The 16706-nt window shown below is 73.2% G+C and carries 15 protein-coding genes; 4 read left to right on the forward strand and 11 right to left on the reverse strand.

The features are described from left to right. Positions 1-13 precede the first annotated feature (13 nt). A complete protein-coding gene (locus AB0J86_RS14235) occupies positions 14-484 on the reverse strand; it encodes a PASTA domain-containing protein (RefSeq protein WP_363856973.1) in 471 nt (156 codons plus the stop codon). A 138-nt stretch (positions 485-622) separates the two neighbouring features. Continuing rightward, complete coding sequence (locus AB0J86_RS14240) at positions 623-961, reverse strand: Imm51 family immunity protein (protein WP_363856975.1); 339 nt, start codon at positions 959-961, stop codon at positions 623-625. 64 nt (positions 962-1025) lie between these two features. Here AB0J86_RS14240 and AB0J86_RS14245 point away from each other — a divergent pair, with 64 nt between their 5' ends. Both AB0J86_RS14245 and AB0J86_RS14250 read left to right on the forward strand, forming a co-directional pair. Next, positions 1026-1643, forward strand: coding sequence for an HD domain-containing protein (locus tag AB0J86_RS14245; protein WP_363856977.1), 618 nt, complete (start codon positions 1026-1028; stop codon positions 1641-1643). A gap of 34 nt (positions 1644-1677) precedes the next feature. Continuing rightward, positions 1678-1878, forward strand: a complete 201-nt coding sequence (locus AB0J86_RS14250) for a hypothetical protein (RefSeq protein ID WP_363856979.1) — start codon at positions 1678-1680, stop codon at positions 1876-1878. A 386-nt stretch (positions 1879-2264) separates the two neighbouring features. On the opposite strand, the gene AB0J86_RS14255 is transcribed toward AB0J86_RS14250, so the two are convergent. The 4 genes from AB0J86_RS14255 to AB0J86_RS14270 form a co-directional block, all read right to left on the reverse strand. After that, positions 2265-4928, reverse strand: a complete 2664-nt coding sequence (locus AB0J86_RS14255) for a glycosyl hydrolase (RefSeq protein WP_363856981.1) — start codon at positions 4926-4928, stop codon at positions 2265-2267. A 341-nt stretch (positions 4929-5269) separates the two neighbouring features. Further along, a complete protein-coding gene (locus AB0J86_RS14260; RefSeq protein WP_363856983.1) occupies positions 5270-5680 on the reverse strand; it encodes a VOC family protein in 411 nt (136 codons plus the stop codon). After that, the gene (locus AB0J86_RS14265) at positions 5677-6543 is read right to left on the reverse strand and encodes a helix-turn-helix domain-containing protein (RefSeq protein ID WP_363856985.1); all 867 of its coding nucleotides are present in this window, start codon (positions 6541-6543) and stop codon (positions 5677-5679) included. Before AB0J86_RS14265 ends, AB0J86_RS14260 begins: the two co-directional genes overlap by 4 nt. Before the next feature lie 302 nt (positions 6544-6845). Then, positions 6846-8321, reverse strand: a complete 1476-nt coding sequence (locus AB0J86_RS14270) for an aminopeptidase P family protein (protein WP_363856987.1) — start codon at positions 8319-8321, stop codon at positions 6846-6848. Positions 8322-8434: 113 nt separating this feature from the next. Here AB0J86_RS14270 and asnB point away from each other — a divergent pair, with 113 nt between their 5' ends. After that, entirely contained in the window at positions 8435-10396 is a 1962-nt protein-coding gene (gene asnB / locus AB0J86_RS14275; protein WP_363856989.1) for an asparagine synthase (glutamine-hydrolyzing), read from the forward strand. 78 nt (positions 10397-10474) lie between these two features. Here asnB and AB0J86_RS14280 read toward each other — a convergent pair whose 3' ends face one another. The 3 genes from AB0J86_RS14280 to AB0J86_RS14290 all read right to left on the reverse strand — a co-directional run bounded on the left by AB0J86_RS14280 (position 10475) and on the right by AB0J86_RS14290 (position 13556). Further along, the gene (locus AB0J86_RS14280) at positions 10475-11536 is read right to left on the reverse strand and encodes a lytic polysaccharide monooxygenase (RefSeq protein WP_363857138.1); all 1062 of its coding nucleotides are present in this window, start codon (positions 11534-11536) and stop codon (positions 10475-10477) included. A gap of 657 nt (positions 11537-12193) precedes the next feature. After that, positions 12194-13027 carry an MBL fold metallo-hydrolase gene (locus AB0J86_RS14285; RefSeq protein WP_363856991.1) on the reverse strand — a complete coding sequence of 278 codons (834 nt, stop codon included), beginning with the start codon at positions 13025-13027 and terminating at the stop codon, positions 12194-12196. Between the two features lie 124 nt (positions 13028-13151). Beyond that, complete coding sequence (locus tag AB0J86_RS14290) at positions 13152-13556, reverse strand: hotdog domain-containing protein (protein WP_363856993.1); 405 nt, start codon at positions 13554-13556, stop codon at positions 13152-13154. A 213-nt stretch (positions 13557-13769) separates the two neighbouring features. Here AB0J86_RS14290 and AB0J86_RS14295 point away from each other — a divergent pair, with 213 nt between their 5' ends. Then, positions 13770-14858 carry a phosphatase PAP2 family protein gene (locus AB0J86_RS14295; protein WP_363856995.1) on the forward strand — a complete coding sequence of 363 codons (1089 nt, stop codon included), beginning with the start codon at positions 13770-13772 and terminating at the stop codon, positions 14856-14858. On the opposite strand, the gene AB0J86_RS14300 is transcribed toward AB0J86_RS14295, so the two are convergent. Then, positions 14821-16185, reverse strand: a complete 1365-nt coding sequence (locus AB0J86_RS14300; RefSeq protein ID WP_363856997.1) for a PH domain-containing protein — start codon at positions 16183-16185, stop codon at positions 14821-14823. The two genes, AB0J86_RS14295 and AB0J86_RS14300, sit on opposite strands and share 38 nt — an antisense overlap. Further along, positions 16185-16673, reverse strand: a complete 489-nt coding sequence (locus tag AB0J86_RS14305; protein ID WP_363857140.1) for a PH domain-containing protein — start codon at positions 16671-16673, stop codon at positions 16185-16187. Before AB0J86_RS14305 ends, AB0J86_RS14300 begins: the two co-directional genes overlap by 1 nt. Positions 16674-16706 lie beyond the last annotated feature (33 nt).

Consider the following 16706-nt stretch of genomic DNA (forward strand, 5'->3'; position numbering starts at 1 on the left):
ATCGGAGGCGCCGTCAGGACGTGCCGGTCGGCTGCGGTTCGGTGCTGGCCGCGCTGTCGTCGCCGGTGGTGGCCGTCGCGCAGGGAAGCGTCCCGGTCAGAATCGTCACCGTGCCGCCGCGCTCGACCCGCGACCCGGGTGCCGGGTCGGTGTCGTCGAACTGGCAGGTGGAGAGGATGTCGTTGTCGCCCTGCCGCACCCTGACGCGTACGCAGAGCGTCCCGCCGCACTGCTTCCTGAGGTCGGCCTCCAACCTCTTGCGGACCTCCGTCACGGGCTGACCCTGGCTCTGGGTGATGCGCGGGATGTCCAGCGGAGAGTTGCGCGCCTCGTTCTCGTCGTTCCGGTTGAGCGGGCCGTCGGGCGCCTCGGGCGTCGCCCGGCCGCCGCCCGTCTCCCCGGTCGAGCGGTCCCCGCACCCCGCGCCGCCGATGGCGAGCGTGGCGACCAGCGCGAGCGGAGCGGCCCATCGGATCGTGTCCATACTTGCCTCCCTGGGTGCGCCCAGTGTCGCCCCTCGGTGCGCGATGGCAAGGCGCCCGTCACAATGACGACCGATGGGCCGGGGTCCAGCCGTCCCGCCGGACAGCCGGCCGTCACAAGGGCGCTACGGGCAGGCTGCTCAGTCGTCGAACTCGAACCCGTCCGCCTCCGCCGACGTGATCAGCCGCCGCATGCGCTCGGGGTCGGTCGCCACCGGCTGCATCCGGGTGGACAACTCTTCGAGCGCCGCCCGGTCCGTACCGTGCGCGCAGAACATGCCGCCCTCCGAGTCGTACGAGAACCGCCCGTCGAGCGCCGGCGCCTCCGTACGGACCAGCCACTGGGCGACGCCCTCCCAGAAGTACCCGTTGGGCTCGTGGCCGAGTTCGTCGACCACGTCGTCGACCTCGGTGGAGCCGGCGTTCAGCAGCAGGGAGTACGCGCCCGAGGGGAACTCGTGCAGCCGCAGCGGATTCATGGCACGGAGCCTGGCAGCCGTCGATCCCGGTGGCAAGCACGGAGGCCGCGACTACTCTTGCCGCGTGGTTCCACCGGAACTCGCCCACGCCCTCGATCCGGGCCGGTCGAGACTACGACCGCTGCCCGCCGCGATCGGTGAGCTGTTGGTGTCGCTGCGCGCTCCGGCTCGGCTGGCCGCGCACCTGCGTGCCGTGCACGACGTCGCCTGGCAACTGACCGAGCTGCTCGCCGCCCGCTGTCCGGCTCTCGCCTTCGACCGCGATGCCGTGCGGTACGGCGCCGCCAGCCACGACATCGGCAAGGTCGTCCACGTGCACGAGTTGACCGGCCCGGGGTCCGAACACGAGCTGGCCGGGGAGGCACTGCTGCTCTCACACGGCGTACCGGCGCGGCTGGCCCGTTTCGCGCGCACCCACGCCGTTTGGACCGCTCGGGACACGACGACCGACGACCACCTGGTCAGCCTCGCCGACAAGATCTGGAAGGGGAAACGGGTACCCGACCTCGAAGACCTCGTCGTCGCCGAACTCGCCGCCGCCGGCGCCGTCGAGCGCTGGGAGGCCTTCGCCGAGCTCGACGAGATCCTCGACGAACTCGCCGCCGACGCCGACTACCGGCTCGCCTACCAGGCCCGACATCCCGTCCACCCGCGATCGAGCCGTCCCTCGACCGACCGGTGACGCGCGGCTTCCGAAGATCCTGATCGGTGACGGCATGCTGGACGCGTACGCCGCCATCGGGCTGGGCGAGGTGGCCCCGCAGGCGGTCATCGCGCACGAGTACGGGCACCTCATCCAGGCCGCCGGAAACCTCTTCGGGTCCGACCTGCCCGGACCGGAGGCCAGCCGGCGGCTCGAAATGATGGCGGACAGGTTTCCGCGTATTTCCTGGGCCACGCCCGAGGCGCGGCGCTGACCGGTGGCGGCTGCAGCAGGCCACCCGGGTCTTCTCCAACCTGGGTGACTGCGTCACCACGAGCCCGGCGCACCACGGCACGCCGGAGCAGCGGGCGCGGGCGGCCGGGTGGGGCTACCACCTGGCGCGGGACCTCCACCAGCGGGGACAGGTCCTGCCCAGTCTCGAATTCGCCCGGCTCTTCGACCAGAAGCTGCCCGAGCTGGTCGCCGCGGACCTCGCCTGACCCTCGGCGGCCCGGCCCCGTTCGCGCGGCGGGCGGACCGCCCGCCGCGTCCATGGTGACCATCGACCGAGCGGCCCCCGCTCCGGATGCCGGAGCGGGGGCCGCGACGTCACCGGGGGGACGCGGAGACCCGATCCGTCCCGGTCGTGGTCCGATCGGCTCAGAACTCCGAGCGACCGTCCCTCGTCCGCCGGATGGGCAGCGACCAGATGCCGCGACCGTGGGTCGCGACGTAGAGCTTGTCGTCCGGGCCGACCTTCACCTGAAGCACGGCCGTGCTCGGCAGGTTACGACCGAGTACCGCCCAGTCGCGGTGACCCGGCGCCCGGTAGAGCAGCCCGAGGTCGGTACCGAGCACGAGCCCGCCGCCGGCGAGCAGCTTCACCGAGTTGGCCGGCACGTCCGGCAGGTTCGCCGAGATGTCGGTCCAGTGCGTGCCGCCGTCGCGGGACTCGAAGACGTGCCCGATCCCGGCGCCGGGGCCCTCGGTGAACTTGCGGGAGAACCCGTTGACCGCCACGTAGACGTGCTGGGCGTTCGCCGGGTCGACGTCGAATCCGGCCACGTACCGGTTCGGCACCGTACCGTCGACGGGCAGGTTCAGCTCGTGCCAGCCGGTACCGTCGGCCTTGCCGACCGCGATGCCGCGCGCGAAGCCCTGGTTGTTGCAGGGGCCGCACCAACCGGCGTAGATGGTCCCGCCGGAGGCCGCGACCGCCGTGGCCGTGCGCTCCTCGCCCAGGTCGTAGGCGCTGGTCCACTCGTCACCGGAGCGGATCGCGAAGCCGTGGGTCTGCACCCAGACGTGCCGTCCACCGGCGACCCAGGTGTCGGGGCGCGTGGCGTCGACGGTGAGCGGGGCGATGAAGCGGGCCTCGCCGGTGTCGGCGTCCGGCGGCGCCACGTCGTAGGTGCTCACCCTGCTCGGGTCGGTGGTCCAGGAACCGTCGTTGACCGCGCAGTTGTTGGTGACCGACACGGCGAGGTAGACGTACTCGGCGGCGATGTCGCAGCCGTTGTCGGGGTCGGCGATGGTGTCGCCGCCGTCGCCGCCGAAGTTGGACCCCATCGCCCGGTCGCCGGGGCGCAGGATCGACTGCCCGTTGTCCTGGAGGCCGCCGGTGACCGCCACGCCGTGCCGGCCGTCCCGGCCGACGCCGACCGAGTAGTACTGGAGCGTGTCGATGGTGCCGTCGTTGAGGCTGGTCCAGTCCTTGGCGTGCCCGTCGGCGTCGGCGACCCCGTCGACCGGGCGCCGGTAGATGCCGCCGTCGTTGCCGACGTACACCGACGTCTTGCCGTGGTAGGTCCCGATGGCGACCGAGTGCTGGTCGGAGTGGGTGGTGGGGTTGCAGTCACCCGTCTGCCTGGCCGGGTCGATGTCCCAGCAGGGGAAGCTGAAGTTCCAGTACGGGCCCGGCGTGGTCCAGTGGGCGCCGCCGTCCTTCGTCTCGTACACCTCTTCGAGGCCGGCGTAGACGTGCTCGGGGTTGGCCGGGTCGACCTGGAGGAACTGGTTGTACCAGGCCTGGATGCCCGGCATGTAGCCCGGATCGGTCAGCGCGGAGCCCGACGCGGCGAGCTGGTGGTAGTCCGCGATCTGCGTCCACGGGCCGAACGGCGAGCCGGAGCGCGACACGTAGAAGCCCTGCAACGCGCTGTCCGGGTTGGTGTTGAGCTGGGTGGGGGACTGGTCGATCGCGTAGTACCGGGATCCGTCGGCGGAGCGGGCGAAGGTCACGTTACCGACGTCCGCCGCGTCGCTGGGAAGGTCGCCGAGGTCGGTGACCCGGATCCACCGGCCGCCCGTCTTGGCGTAGAAGCCGTTGTACGCGTCGCCGCTGCGCCAGCCGACCGCGAGCAGGACCCGGCTCGGGTCCTTCGGGTCGATCGCGATGTCGTTGGTGATGTTCTTGTACGGCGCGTCCGGGTCGTCGGCCTCGGTACCGCCGGGCAGGAAGTCGGGGTTCGGGGCGAATTCCAGCTTCCACGGTCCGGCCCGGGTCACGATCGAGTGGGTGAAGACGCCGCGGTTCGTGGCCGCCCAGACCGTGTCGCCGGCGAAGCGCAGCGCGTTGATGGTGGTCGACTCCAGCTCGGTACCGCCGACGCGGTCGCCCGGCGAGAACGTCCCGTGCGCCGGGTCGGTCAGCAGGTACACGCCGGTACCGACGAACGAGGTGGCGCCGGTGTTGGCCTCGCCGGTGGCGTACCAGAGCCGGCCCTTGGCGTCGAGCTGCAGGTCGCCGCTGGAGAGGGTGGGCAGACCGTCGGCGATCGACTCCCATCGGCCGCCCCCGGTACGCGAGCGGAACACACCGCCGTCCGCACCGCCGGCGTACACGTTCCCGGCGTCGTCGGCGGCGATCGCGGTGATCCGGCCGGTGACGTAGCCCGAGCCACCCGACGAGTTGGAGCTGATGTCGCGGTACCGCGGGTCGTCCGAGTCGTACGGCAACCCGGTCACGTGGGTGAGGTCGCCCCCGACCCGCGGCAGCGACCGGAACTGCGCCCAGGCCGCCGAGTACGCGCCCGGCGCGACGATGCCCGGGGCCAGCCGCGCCTCGGCGTACTGCTGGGCCGACTCCATCGAGTTCTCGGCCTCGTCCTCCTCGTCCTCGCCGGGCTCGCCCGGTTCGGCGAAGGTGCGCAGCCGCCCGGAGCCGAGCCGGTTGACCCGGTCCCGGCCGGCCTGCACCAGCAGGTTGTAGTGCGACGGTCGCGGCTTGGCGTTCGGCGCCGCGACGGCCTGCGCGCCGCTCACCCCCAACGCGACGATCGACAGGACGCTGACGGCGAGCGATCGCCGTCTGGTATGCCTCATCTGGCTCCTCCGACGTGGAACGGAACCGCGCACCCGGAGCGGCGCGCGGGTGGACCGTTGATCATTCTGATCCCGATCGCCCTGATCGGACAGTCCAGCCAGGTGAGGAAGCGCCCGCGCGGGGCCCGACGTCACCGGTCGCGGGCGCGCGGTGCGACGGCGGTACGACGGGGGCGTGACGAGGGTGCGACGGCGGTGCGGTGCCGCCCGGGAGTCGCTCCGGGAGCGCGACCGCGAGGTCGTACCGGCGGGTGGGCCCGGCGTGCCGGTGCGGGGCCGGCACGCTCAGGCGACGGGGCGCCCAGACGCCCAGACGCCCGGGCGCTCGAGCGGTCGAGCGGTCAGGCGGTCCGGGGGTGCCCCCGGTAGGTGCCGAACGACCAGTGGTTGCCCTCCGGGTCGCGGACGATGAACTCGCGGGAGCCGTAGTCGGTGTCCTGCGGCTCCTGGACGACCTGGGCGCCGGCCGCGACGGCGCGGGCGTAGAGCGCGTCCGGGTCGTCGGTCACCGCGTACGCGCCGAAGGTGCCCGGCCGGAGCGGAAACCGGCGGGCCGGATCGTCGCGCTCGCTGCCGAGCATGATCCCGCCGCCGGCCGGCCAGGCCAGCTCGGCGTGGTCGACCCGGTCGCCCTCGCCGTGCACGGCCGTCTCGGTGAACCCGAAGGCCGCGACGAGGAACCGGATCAGCGCCCGGGCGTCGCGGGCGCGCAGGGCGGGCCATACCTGTGGTGCTGGTGTCGAATCGGTCATGGCCCCGAGTCTGGCAACGCCGGGGCGGGCCCGGCTTGGACGTACCGGAACTCCTCCCACAGCCAGCGGCTCGGCGGGCAGCCGGCGAGGGACCGGAACTCGCGGGCCAGGTGGGCCTGGTCGTAGTAGCCGCAGCCGGCCGCGAGATCGGCCAGCGCGAGATCGGGTCCGGTGCCGGCACGCCGTTGCAGCCGGCGGCGGGCGCGGTCGAAGCGGACCACCCGGGCCACCGCCTTCGGGCTCAGGCCGATCTCGACGTCGAAGCGCCGGCCCAGGTACCGCGGGCTCCAACCGACCTCGCGGGCCAGTTCGGCGACCGGAGCGGCACCGCCGCCGGCCAGCAGCCGCCGCCAGGCGTGCGCCACCTCGGGCCGGGGTGGTGTGGCCGCCGCCGCCCGGGGCGCGAGGAACCGGTCCAGCAGCGCGAAGCGCTCCGGCCAACCGCCGGCGGCGAGCAGCCGCTCGTGCAGCTCCCGCCCGGACGCCCCGAACACCTCGGCGGCGTCCACGTCGAGGCCGGCGAGTTCCCCGGCGGGCAGGCCGAGCAGCGCCCGCGCGCCCAGCGGCGAGAGGGCGAGCTGGATGCCGGACTGCCGCCCCGGATGGGTGATCAGCGCGGGTGCCGTGTGCAGCCCGCCGACGAGGGTCGCGTACCGCCCCGGCGGCGTGCGGGGGTCGGGGTGGGCGGCCACCTCCAGCGGCTCGTCCAGCGTGAAGATCAACGTCAGGTACGGCGAGGGCAGGCCCCGGTGCCGCCCGGGCGCGAGCCCGACCTGCCGGTACCCGGTGTACCGCGCCACCAGGGGCCGCAGCGGCGGCGCCGGGCGGTGCTCGACGAACTCCGAGACTGACACTTCGGTCACGCCAGCGCCTCAGCCGGCCGCTGTCCGGGGTCCGACGGCCCGCGCGCACAACCGGGCAACGTGCTCCGAAAACCCACCCCGACACGGTAACCGCCCGACTCCCCGCTGGGCGCCGCGGAAAGTGCCCAGGTCACCCCGCGCACCGATCCCCGTCCGGGTTCGCCGGGCGTATCGGAGTCACCCCGGTGCAAGAGAAGGTGGGGCCACCGTACCCCGCGCGGACCTCAAGCCTGACGGGCCGCGCGGGGTACGGTGGCCCCCACCCAGGGAGCGGGTACGGGCCCGAGACAGCAACCAGCGACTCAGCCAGGCAGGCGCGCACCGGCCGACCGCTGCGCCGCCAACCACGACTCCACGTCGTCGGCGGTCCGGGGCAGCCCCGCCGACAGGTTGACCGCGCCGGTCGCGGTGACCAGCACGTCGTCCTCGATCCGGATGCCGATGCCGCGCAGCTCCTCCGGTACGAGGTCGTCCTCGGGCTGGAAGTAGAGCCCCGGCTCGACGGTGAGCACGTACCCCTCGCCGAGCGTGCCGTCGCGGTACTTCTCCTTGCGGGCGCGGGCGCAGTCGTGCACGTCGAGGCCGAGCATGTGCCCGAAGCCGTGCAGCGTCCAGCGGCGGTAGACGGTCGACTCCGGGTCCATCGCCTCGTCCACGCTGACCGGCAGGAGGCCCAGCTCCGACAGGCCCTCGGCGAGCACCCGCATGCAGGTCAGGTGTACGTCCCGGAAGGCGACGCCCGGCTTGATGAAGTCGATGCCGGCCTGCTGCGAGGCGTGGACGATGTCGTAGACCTGCCGCTGGAGCGGGCTGAACGTGCCCGAGACCGGCAGCACCCGGGTGACGTCGGCGGTGTAGAGCTGCCGCCCCTCCACGCCCATGTCCATCAGCAGCAGCTCGCCCGGGCGGGTGGTGCCGTTGTTGTGGATCCAGTGCAGGATCGTGGCGTGCTCGCCGGCGCCGACGATCGAGCTGTAACCGACGTCGTTGCCGTCGTGCCGGGCCCGCAGCCCGAAGACGCCCTCCAGCAGCCGCTCGGAGACCGGCCGGTCGGCCGGCAGGATCCGTGCGACGTCCTCGAAGCCCCGGACCGTGGCGTCGATCGCCTCCTGGAGCTGGGCGATCTCCCACTCGTCCTTGACCAGCTTCAGCTCGCTGATCGTCTCGGCCAGCTCCCGGTCCCGGACGCCCGAGCGCTCCGGGTCGTACGGCCGCACCGAGAGGTCGACCAGCTCGTCGAAGCCGCGCAGCACCCGGGTGCGCCCCGGCGCGAGGTCCGCCAGCGCGGCCGGCAGGTCGTCCAGCGGAGCGGTCTCCACGCCCAACTCGGTCGCCTTCTCGGTGAGCGTGTGCCGGCGCCCCACCCACAGCTCGCCGTGGCGGCTGCGGAAGAACTCGTCGCTCTCCCGGGACGACCGGGGCCGCATGTAGAGCACGGCGTCGTGGCCGGACCCGCTCGGCCGCAGCACCAGCACGCTGTCCGGATCGTGGTCGCCGGTCAGGTACACGAAGTCACTACCGGGACGGAAGCGGTAGGCGGTGTCGTTGGCGCGTACCCGCTCGGGCCCGGTGGGGATCACCAGCGTCTCGCCCGGGAAGGCCGCGGAGAGCGCGGCCCGGCGCTTGGCGTGGTTCGGCACCTCCGGGCGGGGGCCCACGGGCAGGGTGCTGTCCCGCCAGCCCTCCCGCATGAAGGCCAGGAATTTCTCCGGGAAGTCGGGGTCGTGCGACTCGGTCCCCTTGTCCTGGACCGCCGTCTCGTCCGGTTTCTCACCCATGATCCGCTCCTCCCGCGCGTCCCGTCATCGTCGCCGACCGTACCGCGCTGCCTGGCCCGGACGTAGCAGCGGTGCCGGCACGTGCCGACGGCGCGCGTGGAAAGATGACGGCCATGTGCGGAATCCTGGCCTTCTTCAGTGCGCGCGGCGACGCCGGCGCGTACCGCGAGGCGATCGCTGGCGCGTTGGAAAGCCTGCACCACCGGGGGCCGGACGAGACAGGGGTCGAGCTGATCACCGACGCCTCGGGCCGGTACGCGGACGGCGTTTTCGGGCACAAGCGCCTTTCGATCATCGACGTGGCGCACAGCCACGAACCCCTTTCGTACGCCGACGGCCGGTACCTGTTGACCTTCAACGGCGAGATCTACAACTACATCGAGCTGCGCGAGGAGCTGATCCGGGACTTCGGCGCCCAGTTCGCCACCCAGGGGGACGGCGAGGTCATCGTCGCCGGCTTCCACTACTGGGGCGAGCAGGTGCTCAACCGGCTGCGCGGCATGTTCGCCTTCGTCATCTGGGACCGGCAGGAGCGGCGGGCCTTCGGCGCCCGGGACTACTTCGGCATCAAGCCGCTGCACTACCTGGAGACCCCCGACGGGGTCTACCTCTCCTCGGAGAAGAAGGCGCTGCTGCCGTTCGCGCCGGCCGCCCACGCGGGCGACGCCGGGGTGAACACGGCCAGCCTGTCGCACTACCTGACGCTGCAGTACGTGCCCGAGCCGGGCACCCTGCACCAGGGGATCAACCGGGTCGGCTCGGGTGAGTACCTCACCTGGAGCCCGGGCGGCCGGATCGAGGTGCGCCGCTGGTACCGGCCGGTGTTCCGGCCCACCCCGGCGGACGACCCGCAGAAGCTGTACGACCGGATCCGCGAGACGCTGCGCGAGAGCGTACGGATGCACATGCGCTCCGACGTCCCGGTCGGCTCGTTCCTCTCCAGCGGGATCGACTCCACCGCCGTGGTGGCCCTGGCCCGCGAGTTCAACCCGAACATCCTGACCTTCACGGTCGGGTACGACGTGCCGGGCTACTCGGAGATCGACGTGGCCCAGGAGTCGGCGCGGCACCTCCAGGTGACCACGATCCCCACGAAGATCACGCCGCAGGACATGATGCAGGCGCTGCCAAAGATCGTCTGGCACCTGGACGACCCGGTCGCCGACCCGGCCCTGGTGCCGCTCTACTTCGTCGCCAAGAAGGCCGCCGAGCACGTCACGGTGGTCCTCTCCGGCGAGGGCGCGGACGAGTTCTTCGGCGGGTACACGATCTACCGCGAGCCGCTGTCGCTGGAGTCGGTGAACAGCCTGCCGGAGACCATGCAGCGGGGCCTGCGGGCGGTGTCGCGGGCGATCCCCCAGGGGGTCAAGGGCAAGAGCTTCCTGGAGCGCGGCACCACCCCGATCGAGCAGCGCTACTACGGCAACGCCCGGATGTTCACCGAGGAGGAGAAGCAGCACCTGCTGCGCCGGTACGACCCCTCGGTGCGCTACACCGACGTGACCGCGCCGATCTACGCCGAGTGCACCGAGCTGGACGACGTCACCAAGATGCAGTACGTCGACCTCTACACCTGGCTGCGCGGCGACATCCTGGTCAAGGCCGACCGGATCTCCATGGCGCACTCGCTGGAGGTGCGGGTGCCGTTCCTCGACCGCGAGGTCTTCGACGTGGCGTCGATCGTGCCGGTGGACCTGAAGCTCCCGCCGCGCTCCGACGCGACCAAGTTCGCGATGCGCCAGGCGCTCCAGGGCGTCGTACCGCCGGCCATCGTCAACCGGCGCAAGCTCGGCTTCCCCACCCCGACCCGGGTCTGGCTGCGCGGCGACATGTACGAGTGGGCCCGGCACATCTTCGCCACCAGCGGGGCGGGCGAGCTGCTCGACCTGTCGTACGCGATGCGCCTGCTCGACGAGCACAAGCGCGAGGAGGCCGACCACTCGCGCAAGGTCTGGACCGTGCTCGTCTTCTGCATCTGGCACGCGATCTTCGTGGAGCGCTCGCTCGACCCGGGGATCGAGCGCAACCAGTCCGCGCTGCTCACCAAGCCGGTGGTCGGCTCGATGGTGCGCTGACCGGCACGCCGACGGGGCCCCTCGCCGCGCCCGCCCGGGCGACGGTGAGGGGCCCCTTCCACACCGGTCAACCAGCGGTCACGGGCTGGTGCAGGCCACCGTCGGAGCGGTGTTCGTACCGGTCGTGCTCGCGTTGAAGCCGAACGTCGTGCTGCCGTTCGGCGCCAACGTACCGTTGTAGCTCGCGCTGCGGACCGTCACGCTCGATCCGCTCTGGGTGTACGAGCCGTTCCAGAGCGTGCCGATGCTCTGCCCGCTCGGCCAGGTCCAGCTGGCGGTCCACCCGTTGATCGACGCGCTGCCCCGGTTCGTGATCGTCACCTCGCCCTGGAAACCGCCGGACCAGGAGTTGACCACCCGGTAGCTGGCCGCGCAGCCGGTGGTGCCCGGCGGCGTGGTCGGCGGGTTGCCCGGCGGGGTCGTCGGCGGGTTGCCGGGCGGGGTGGTCGGCGGCGTGGTGGGCGGGTTGCCGCCGGAACCGATGCCGGTCACCTCGCCGTTGCCGCCGTCGAAGACCACGTCCGAGCAGCCGAAGAAGTTCTCCTGGCTGTCCGAGCGGACCCAGCGCGAGTAGATGATGTGCCGGCCGCTCTTGCCGGTGGGCAGCCGACCGCTGAAGTAGTAGTGGCCCTCGTTGGTGCCGACCGCGCCCTGCTGCGGCGGGTTGGTCACCGTGAGGAACGGCTCCTCCAGGTCGCTCCAGGCCAGCGCGCGGGTCGGGCTCCAGCTGTCCTTCGTCACGTAGAAGTAGAAGGTGCCGGGGTGGTGGGCCCAGTTGCTGTACCAGAACTCCATGCTGGCACCGGCCGTGAGGTGGGTCAGCGGCCAGTCGTTACGGGCCAGGTTGTAGCCGCTGAAGCTGGGGTTGCCCCCGCTGCACAGCTGCCCGTCGGGGATGAAGCCGGTGGTCCGGCCGCCCGCGTCCGAGCGCAGCACGCTGAACCAGTTGTAGAGCGAGTTCGCCCCGCTCTGGCCGACGGCGGCCGAGCAGGCCGGGTTGTTGGGGCGGATCTCACCGGTCGCGCTGAGCCCGTCCTTCCAGCACAGATAGGTGCGGCTGCCCGGCTTCATCGCGGCACCGTGGGCCAGTGCCTGCTCCGAGGTCGTCACCGCCAACGCGCCGGCGGCCAGCGCGGCCACGGCACCGAGCACCGCGACCCTGCGTAGAAGTTTCACCGAAATCTCCTCACTGGAGCTGTCGCGGCGCCGGCGCGGGAGGCCGGTTCCGCGGATGACGAGCGGATCCGCGCCCGGGTCCGGTACCGGCGTGCCGGTCCGGCGAGCGGGGCGGTGGATGGGTACCTCGGCCGCCGCGGGCGTCGTCGGGGTACCGGCGGATCGACGATCGGAGGCGCCGGCCGGTCGGAGCCCGCCCGCCGGGTACCCGTCGATCGGGGCATCGCGGGAAACGGATGCGGTCGATCGGGGGCTCGGGGTGCGGCGAACTGCGACGTCTGGTACTCGGACGTCCGATGCTCGGACGCGCGGTGCTCCGGCGTTCGATGCTCGGACGTGCGATGCTCCGACGTCTCGTGCTCCGGCGTGCGGTGCTCCGGCGTCTCGTGATCCCTACGGCCGGCGCCGCGCGGCGTGCGGTCGTACCCGGGCGTGTGCCCTCGCGTGGCTCCCTGGCGGCACCCGGCACAGCGCGTCAGCCCCCGCGCTGAACTCGATAGGCGTATCGCACCACGGAACCGAGCGCGGCGCAATAGGGAAAGGTCGATACGGTGACATGTGATCGGGCAGCTGGGCGCGCCGCGTCAGTCGAGGCCGGATCGGGTAGCCGGGTGCGCCGCGTCAGTCGCGGCCGGTGAGTTCGGCGTACCCCCGGCGCACGGCGGGCAACGCGGTCTCCGGTCCGAACGGAGCGCGGGCGGCCACCCGCTCCGGCGGCGCCCCGTCGGCGTGCCCCTCGCGGATCAACCAGGCCAGCGAGGTGAGCTGTTCGTGCTGGGCCCGCGCCTGCGCCTCGTCCATCACGGCGCCGTGACCGGGTACGACCGCGGTGGCCGGAGTGGCCAGCCGCAGCAGCTCGGCCACGGTCTCGGGCCACTCCACCGGGTAGCCGTCGTCGAACGACGGCGGGGCGCCCTGCTCCAGCAGGTCGCCGGCGACCAGCACGTCCGCGTCCGGTACGTGCACCACCAGGTCGCCCTCGGTGTGGCCCCGCCCGAAGTGGCGCAGCGCGACCGACCGGCCACCGAGATCCAGGGTGGTCTCCAGGCGCACCACGTGGGTGGGCGCCAGGATCGTGGTACGCGCCAGCTCGGCGGCGAGTTCGCGGTCCCGGGGCAGCATCTCGTCGTGCGCCAGCCGGCGCACGTCCCCCGGGCGCTCCCGCAGCAGCGACGCGGTCGTCTCGTGGGCGTAGATCGGGTACGCCGGGTCGGTGGCGAGCGCGGCGTTGCCGAAGCAGTGGTCGAAGTGGTGATGGGTGTTCACGATCGCCCACGGCCGGGAGGTGATGCCCCGTACGGCCGCGCCCAGCTCGGTGGCCTGCCCTGCCGTGGAGAGCGTGTCCACCAGCAACGCGGCGGCGTCGCCGACGATCAGGGTCACGTTGACGTCGAGCACCGGGTGGCGCAGCACGTGTACCCGGTCGGCGACCTCCGTGAAGGCGGCAGTCGTCACGGCTGGCAGCCTACGGCAGCTCGCCGGCGCCCAGGCCGGAACCGGTCGGCCGGACCCGAACCGGTCGGCCGGGCGACGCCGGACCGACCGACCGGGCGACGCCTACCGGTGGACCGGGCGACGCCTAACCGGCCTGCGCGGCCCGGGCCACGAACCGCTGCCGGTCGACCAGGACGCGCTCCACCCGGCCCTCGGCGATCGTCGTGGCGCCGTCGTTGACGGTGGTCTCGAAGACCAGCCGCCGCCCCTCGACCTTGGCCAGCCGCGCCTCGGCGACGACCGTACCGCCGACCGGGGTCGGGGCGGTGTGCTCCAGCTCGACGCGTACGCCGACGGTGGTCATGCCGGCCGGTACCGCGGTCGCGGTGGCCGCGACGGTGGCCGCCTCGGCCAGGGCGAGCACGCGGGGGGTGCCCAGTACGGGTACGTCGCCCGAGCCGACGGCCTGGGCGGTGTCGGAGTCGGTGACGGTCAGCTCCACCCGGGCGGTCAGCCCCGGCACGAGCGGCGGAGTCGGCTGCGTGCTCATCGGGGATGAGCCTAGAGCCGATCCCGCCCGGGCTCGCCGTGATCGCCGCGACACCGCCGCCCGGCGTCCGCCGAGCCGGGCGCACCCCACGCCCGTCCCCCACAGCGCGCCTCACGCCCGCCCCCGCCCGCCCCGCGCCCGCTCCCGCTCTCGGCGGCGCGCCGGCGGGTGCGCCGTTCGTTGCGCGTTGGTGGGTAGTTAACCTGGACGACAATGGCCGTCACCGTAACCGAGCCCGTGCCCGCCACGCCCCCGGAGCCGCCGCCACCGGGCGACCGGCGCCGCCGACTCCTCGCCGTCACCGTCTGGGCGGTGGCGTTCGTCGCCGGCTGGCTGGTCATCGGCCTCCCCACCGACCCGCTGTACGCGTTCGCCTGGCTCTGGACGGCGACCATCGCCTGGCACAGCGACCGTCCCTGGCGCAGCCACCTGCGCTTCGCCCGCGACTGGCTGCCGGTCGTGCTGCTGCTGACCGCGTACAACCTGTCCCGGGGGTTCGCCGACAACGGCGCCACCCCGCACGCGCTGGAACTGGTCGCCGCCGACCACTGGATGTTCGGGTGGGCCACCGGCGGACAGGTACCGACGGTCTGGCTCCAGCAGCACCTCTACGACCCGGTCGCCGTGCACTGGTGGGACGTGCTGGCGAGCTGGGTCTACTTCTCGCACTTCGTGGTGAGCCTGGCCGCCGCCGTGGTGCTCTGGCTGCGCGACCGGGCCCGCTGGGCGGCGTTCATGCGCCGGTGGGCGTTCCTCTCCGCGGCCGGGCTCGTGACGTACTTCCTCTATCCGGCGGCGCCGCCGTGGTGGGCGGCGCAGAACGGTCTGATCGAGGACGTGGTCCGGATCTCGACCCGGGGTTGGAAGGAGTTCGGCATGCACGGCGCCGGCAACCTGCTCAACGCCGGGCAGATCGCCTCGAACCCGGTCGCCGCGATGCCGTCCCTGCACACCGCGTTCGCCCTCTTCGTGGTGCTCTTCTTCCTCGGCTCGACCCGCCGGCGCTGGTGGCCGCTGCTGCTCGCGTACCCGCTGGCGATGACGTTCACGCTGGTCTACTCCGGCGAGCACTACATGATCGACGTGCTGGTCGGCTGGGCGTACGTCGGGCTCACCTACCTGGTGGTCGGCTTGGCCGAGCGCTGGTGGGCGCGGCGGCGGGCCGGTGGCGGTACGGACCCGCTCGACGGGCCCCGGGCCGGTTCGGACGGCGCCGCCGCGCCGACCACCCTGCCGCCGGTGCCCACCGGGCCGGTGCCCCCGGTCAGCGAGCGAGCCGGGCGGCGCGCGCCCGCGCGGTGAGTTCGGCCGCCAGCTCCCACGCCTCGGCCAGGTCGCGGTCCACCGCCGCCGCGCCCGGCGAACCGGCCGTGTCGGCGTGCACGGTGGCCAGCCGCAGCCGCCGCTGGATCGGCCCCTGCACCACCCGTACGCTCTGGATCCGGGCGTACGGCACCACGGAGACCTGCCGGGCGAGCAGCCCGGACCGCACCGCGAAGACCTCCGGGGTGAGCCCCGCGCCGAGCACCGCCCGGGCGAGCGGATGCTTCCAGCGGGCCCGGCGCGGCGGCGCGCCGAACGGCAGCGCCGCGAGATCCACCCCGGGCAGCACCTCCAGCACCACCGCGCGCGCCGTCGACAGGTCCCCGACCGGCAGCAGCCGGTCCGGGCGGTTGCGCCCCTCCTGCTCGGGCCCGCCCGAGTAGCCGGCCACGTCCAGCCGCAGCCGCAGCCAGCCCCGTACCCGCCAGAGCAGCGGCCAGACGGCGGTGACCGCCTGCACCCGGTCCAGCGGTACCGTCTGCGCCCGGGTCTCCAGCAGCCCGTGCCGGGCGCGCAGCGCGGCGGCGTCGCGGGCCAGCCGGAAGTTCCAGTCCTCCAGTACCCGGCGGGCCGGCTGGAGGATCACGCCGGCCATCGCGGTCAGGGTGCTGGCGATCGCGATGAAGCCGTACGACGCCTCGTAGAGGAACTGGGCCACCACGAACGCCAGGCCGAACGGCAGGAAGAGCGCCTGCGGCGTGAGCAGCTGGCTGACGATGAGATCCCGGTTCGACACCGCGTGGAGCGGCCGCTGCGGTACCGCCGCGACCGGCGGCGCCACCACCGGGACGGTACCCGGCTCGACGCCCTCCGGCGCCCGCGCCGCCGCCTCGGCCGGCACCGGGGCGCGGCCGGCCAGTTGCAGCAGCCGGTCCCGCAGCGCGACCGCGTCGGCCACCGAGACGTACGCCAGCGGCGCCTCCGCCTTCCCGCCGCCCACCACCTCCAGCCGCAGCTCGGCGAGGCCGGTGAGCTGCGCCAGCAGCGGCCGGACGACCTCCACCGCCTGCAACCGCTCCAGCGGGATCGCCCGGGTACGCCGCCACAGCAGCCCCTCGTGGATCCGCAGCTCGCGGCCGACGACGTGGTACCCGGTGTTGAACCAACTGATCACGCTGAGCGCGGCGGCGCCCATCAGCAGTACCAGCACCAGCAGGCTGAACCGGCCGAGCCCGACCCGGGAGAGCGTGGACCAGGAGAGCGCCGCGACGATCACCACGAGCGACTTGGCGCTGTGTAGCAGCGGGCTCAGCGGGTGCAACCGCCGCCGCGGCTCCGCCGACACCACCACGCTGCTCGGCTCCATCACAGGCCCTCGGCCCGATCCTCGCCCAGGGCGGTCAGCCGGTCCCGCAGGCGGGCGGCCTCCGCGGGACGCAGCCCCGGCACCCGGGCGTCGCTGGCCGCCGCGGCCGTGTGCAGCTGCACCGTGGCCAGGTTGAAGACGCGCTCCAGCGGACCGGCGCTGACGTCGACGAACTGCATCCGCGCGTACGGGACGATCGACAGCCGCCGGACCAGCAGGCCGTGCCGGACGAGCAGGTCGTTGTCGCGCTCGGCGTACCCCCACGCGCGCACCGCCCGTACGATCGCCGACACCCGCCAGAGCGTCAGCAGCAGCGTCACGGCCAGCCCGAACCCGAACAGCCAGTGACCGCTCACCGCCCAGCCGATGCCCAGACCGGCCAGCACGACCACCACGAGGATGCCGAGCTGGAGCAGCTCCACCCAGATCAGGTCCCGGGAGACCGCCTGCCACCGCACCGTCTCCGGCCACGGCTCCAGGGCGGTGATTCCGCGCTCGCCCGCGGCGCGCGGCGGCTCCGC

The sequence above is a fragment of the Micromonospora sp. NPDC049559 genome (assembly GCF_040676675.1).
In the GTDB taxonomy this organism is placed as follows: Bacteria; Actinomycetota; Actinomycetes; order Mycobacteriales; family Micromonosporaceae; genus JBFAPK01.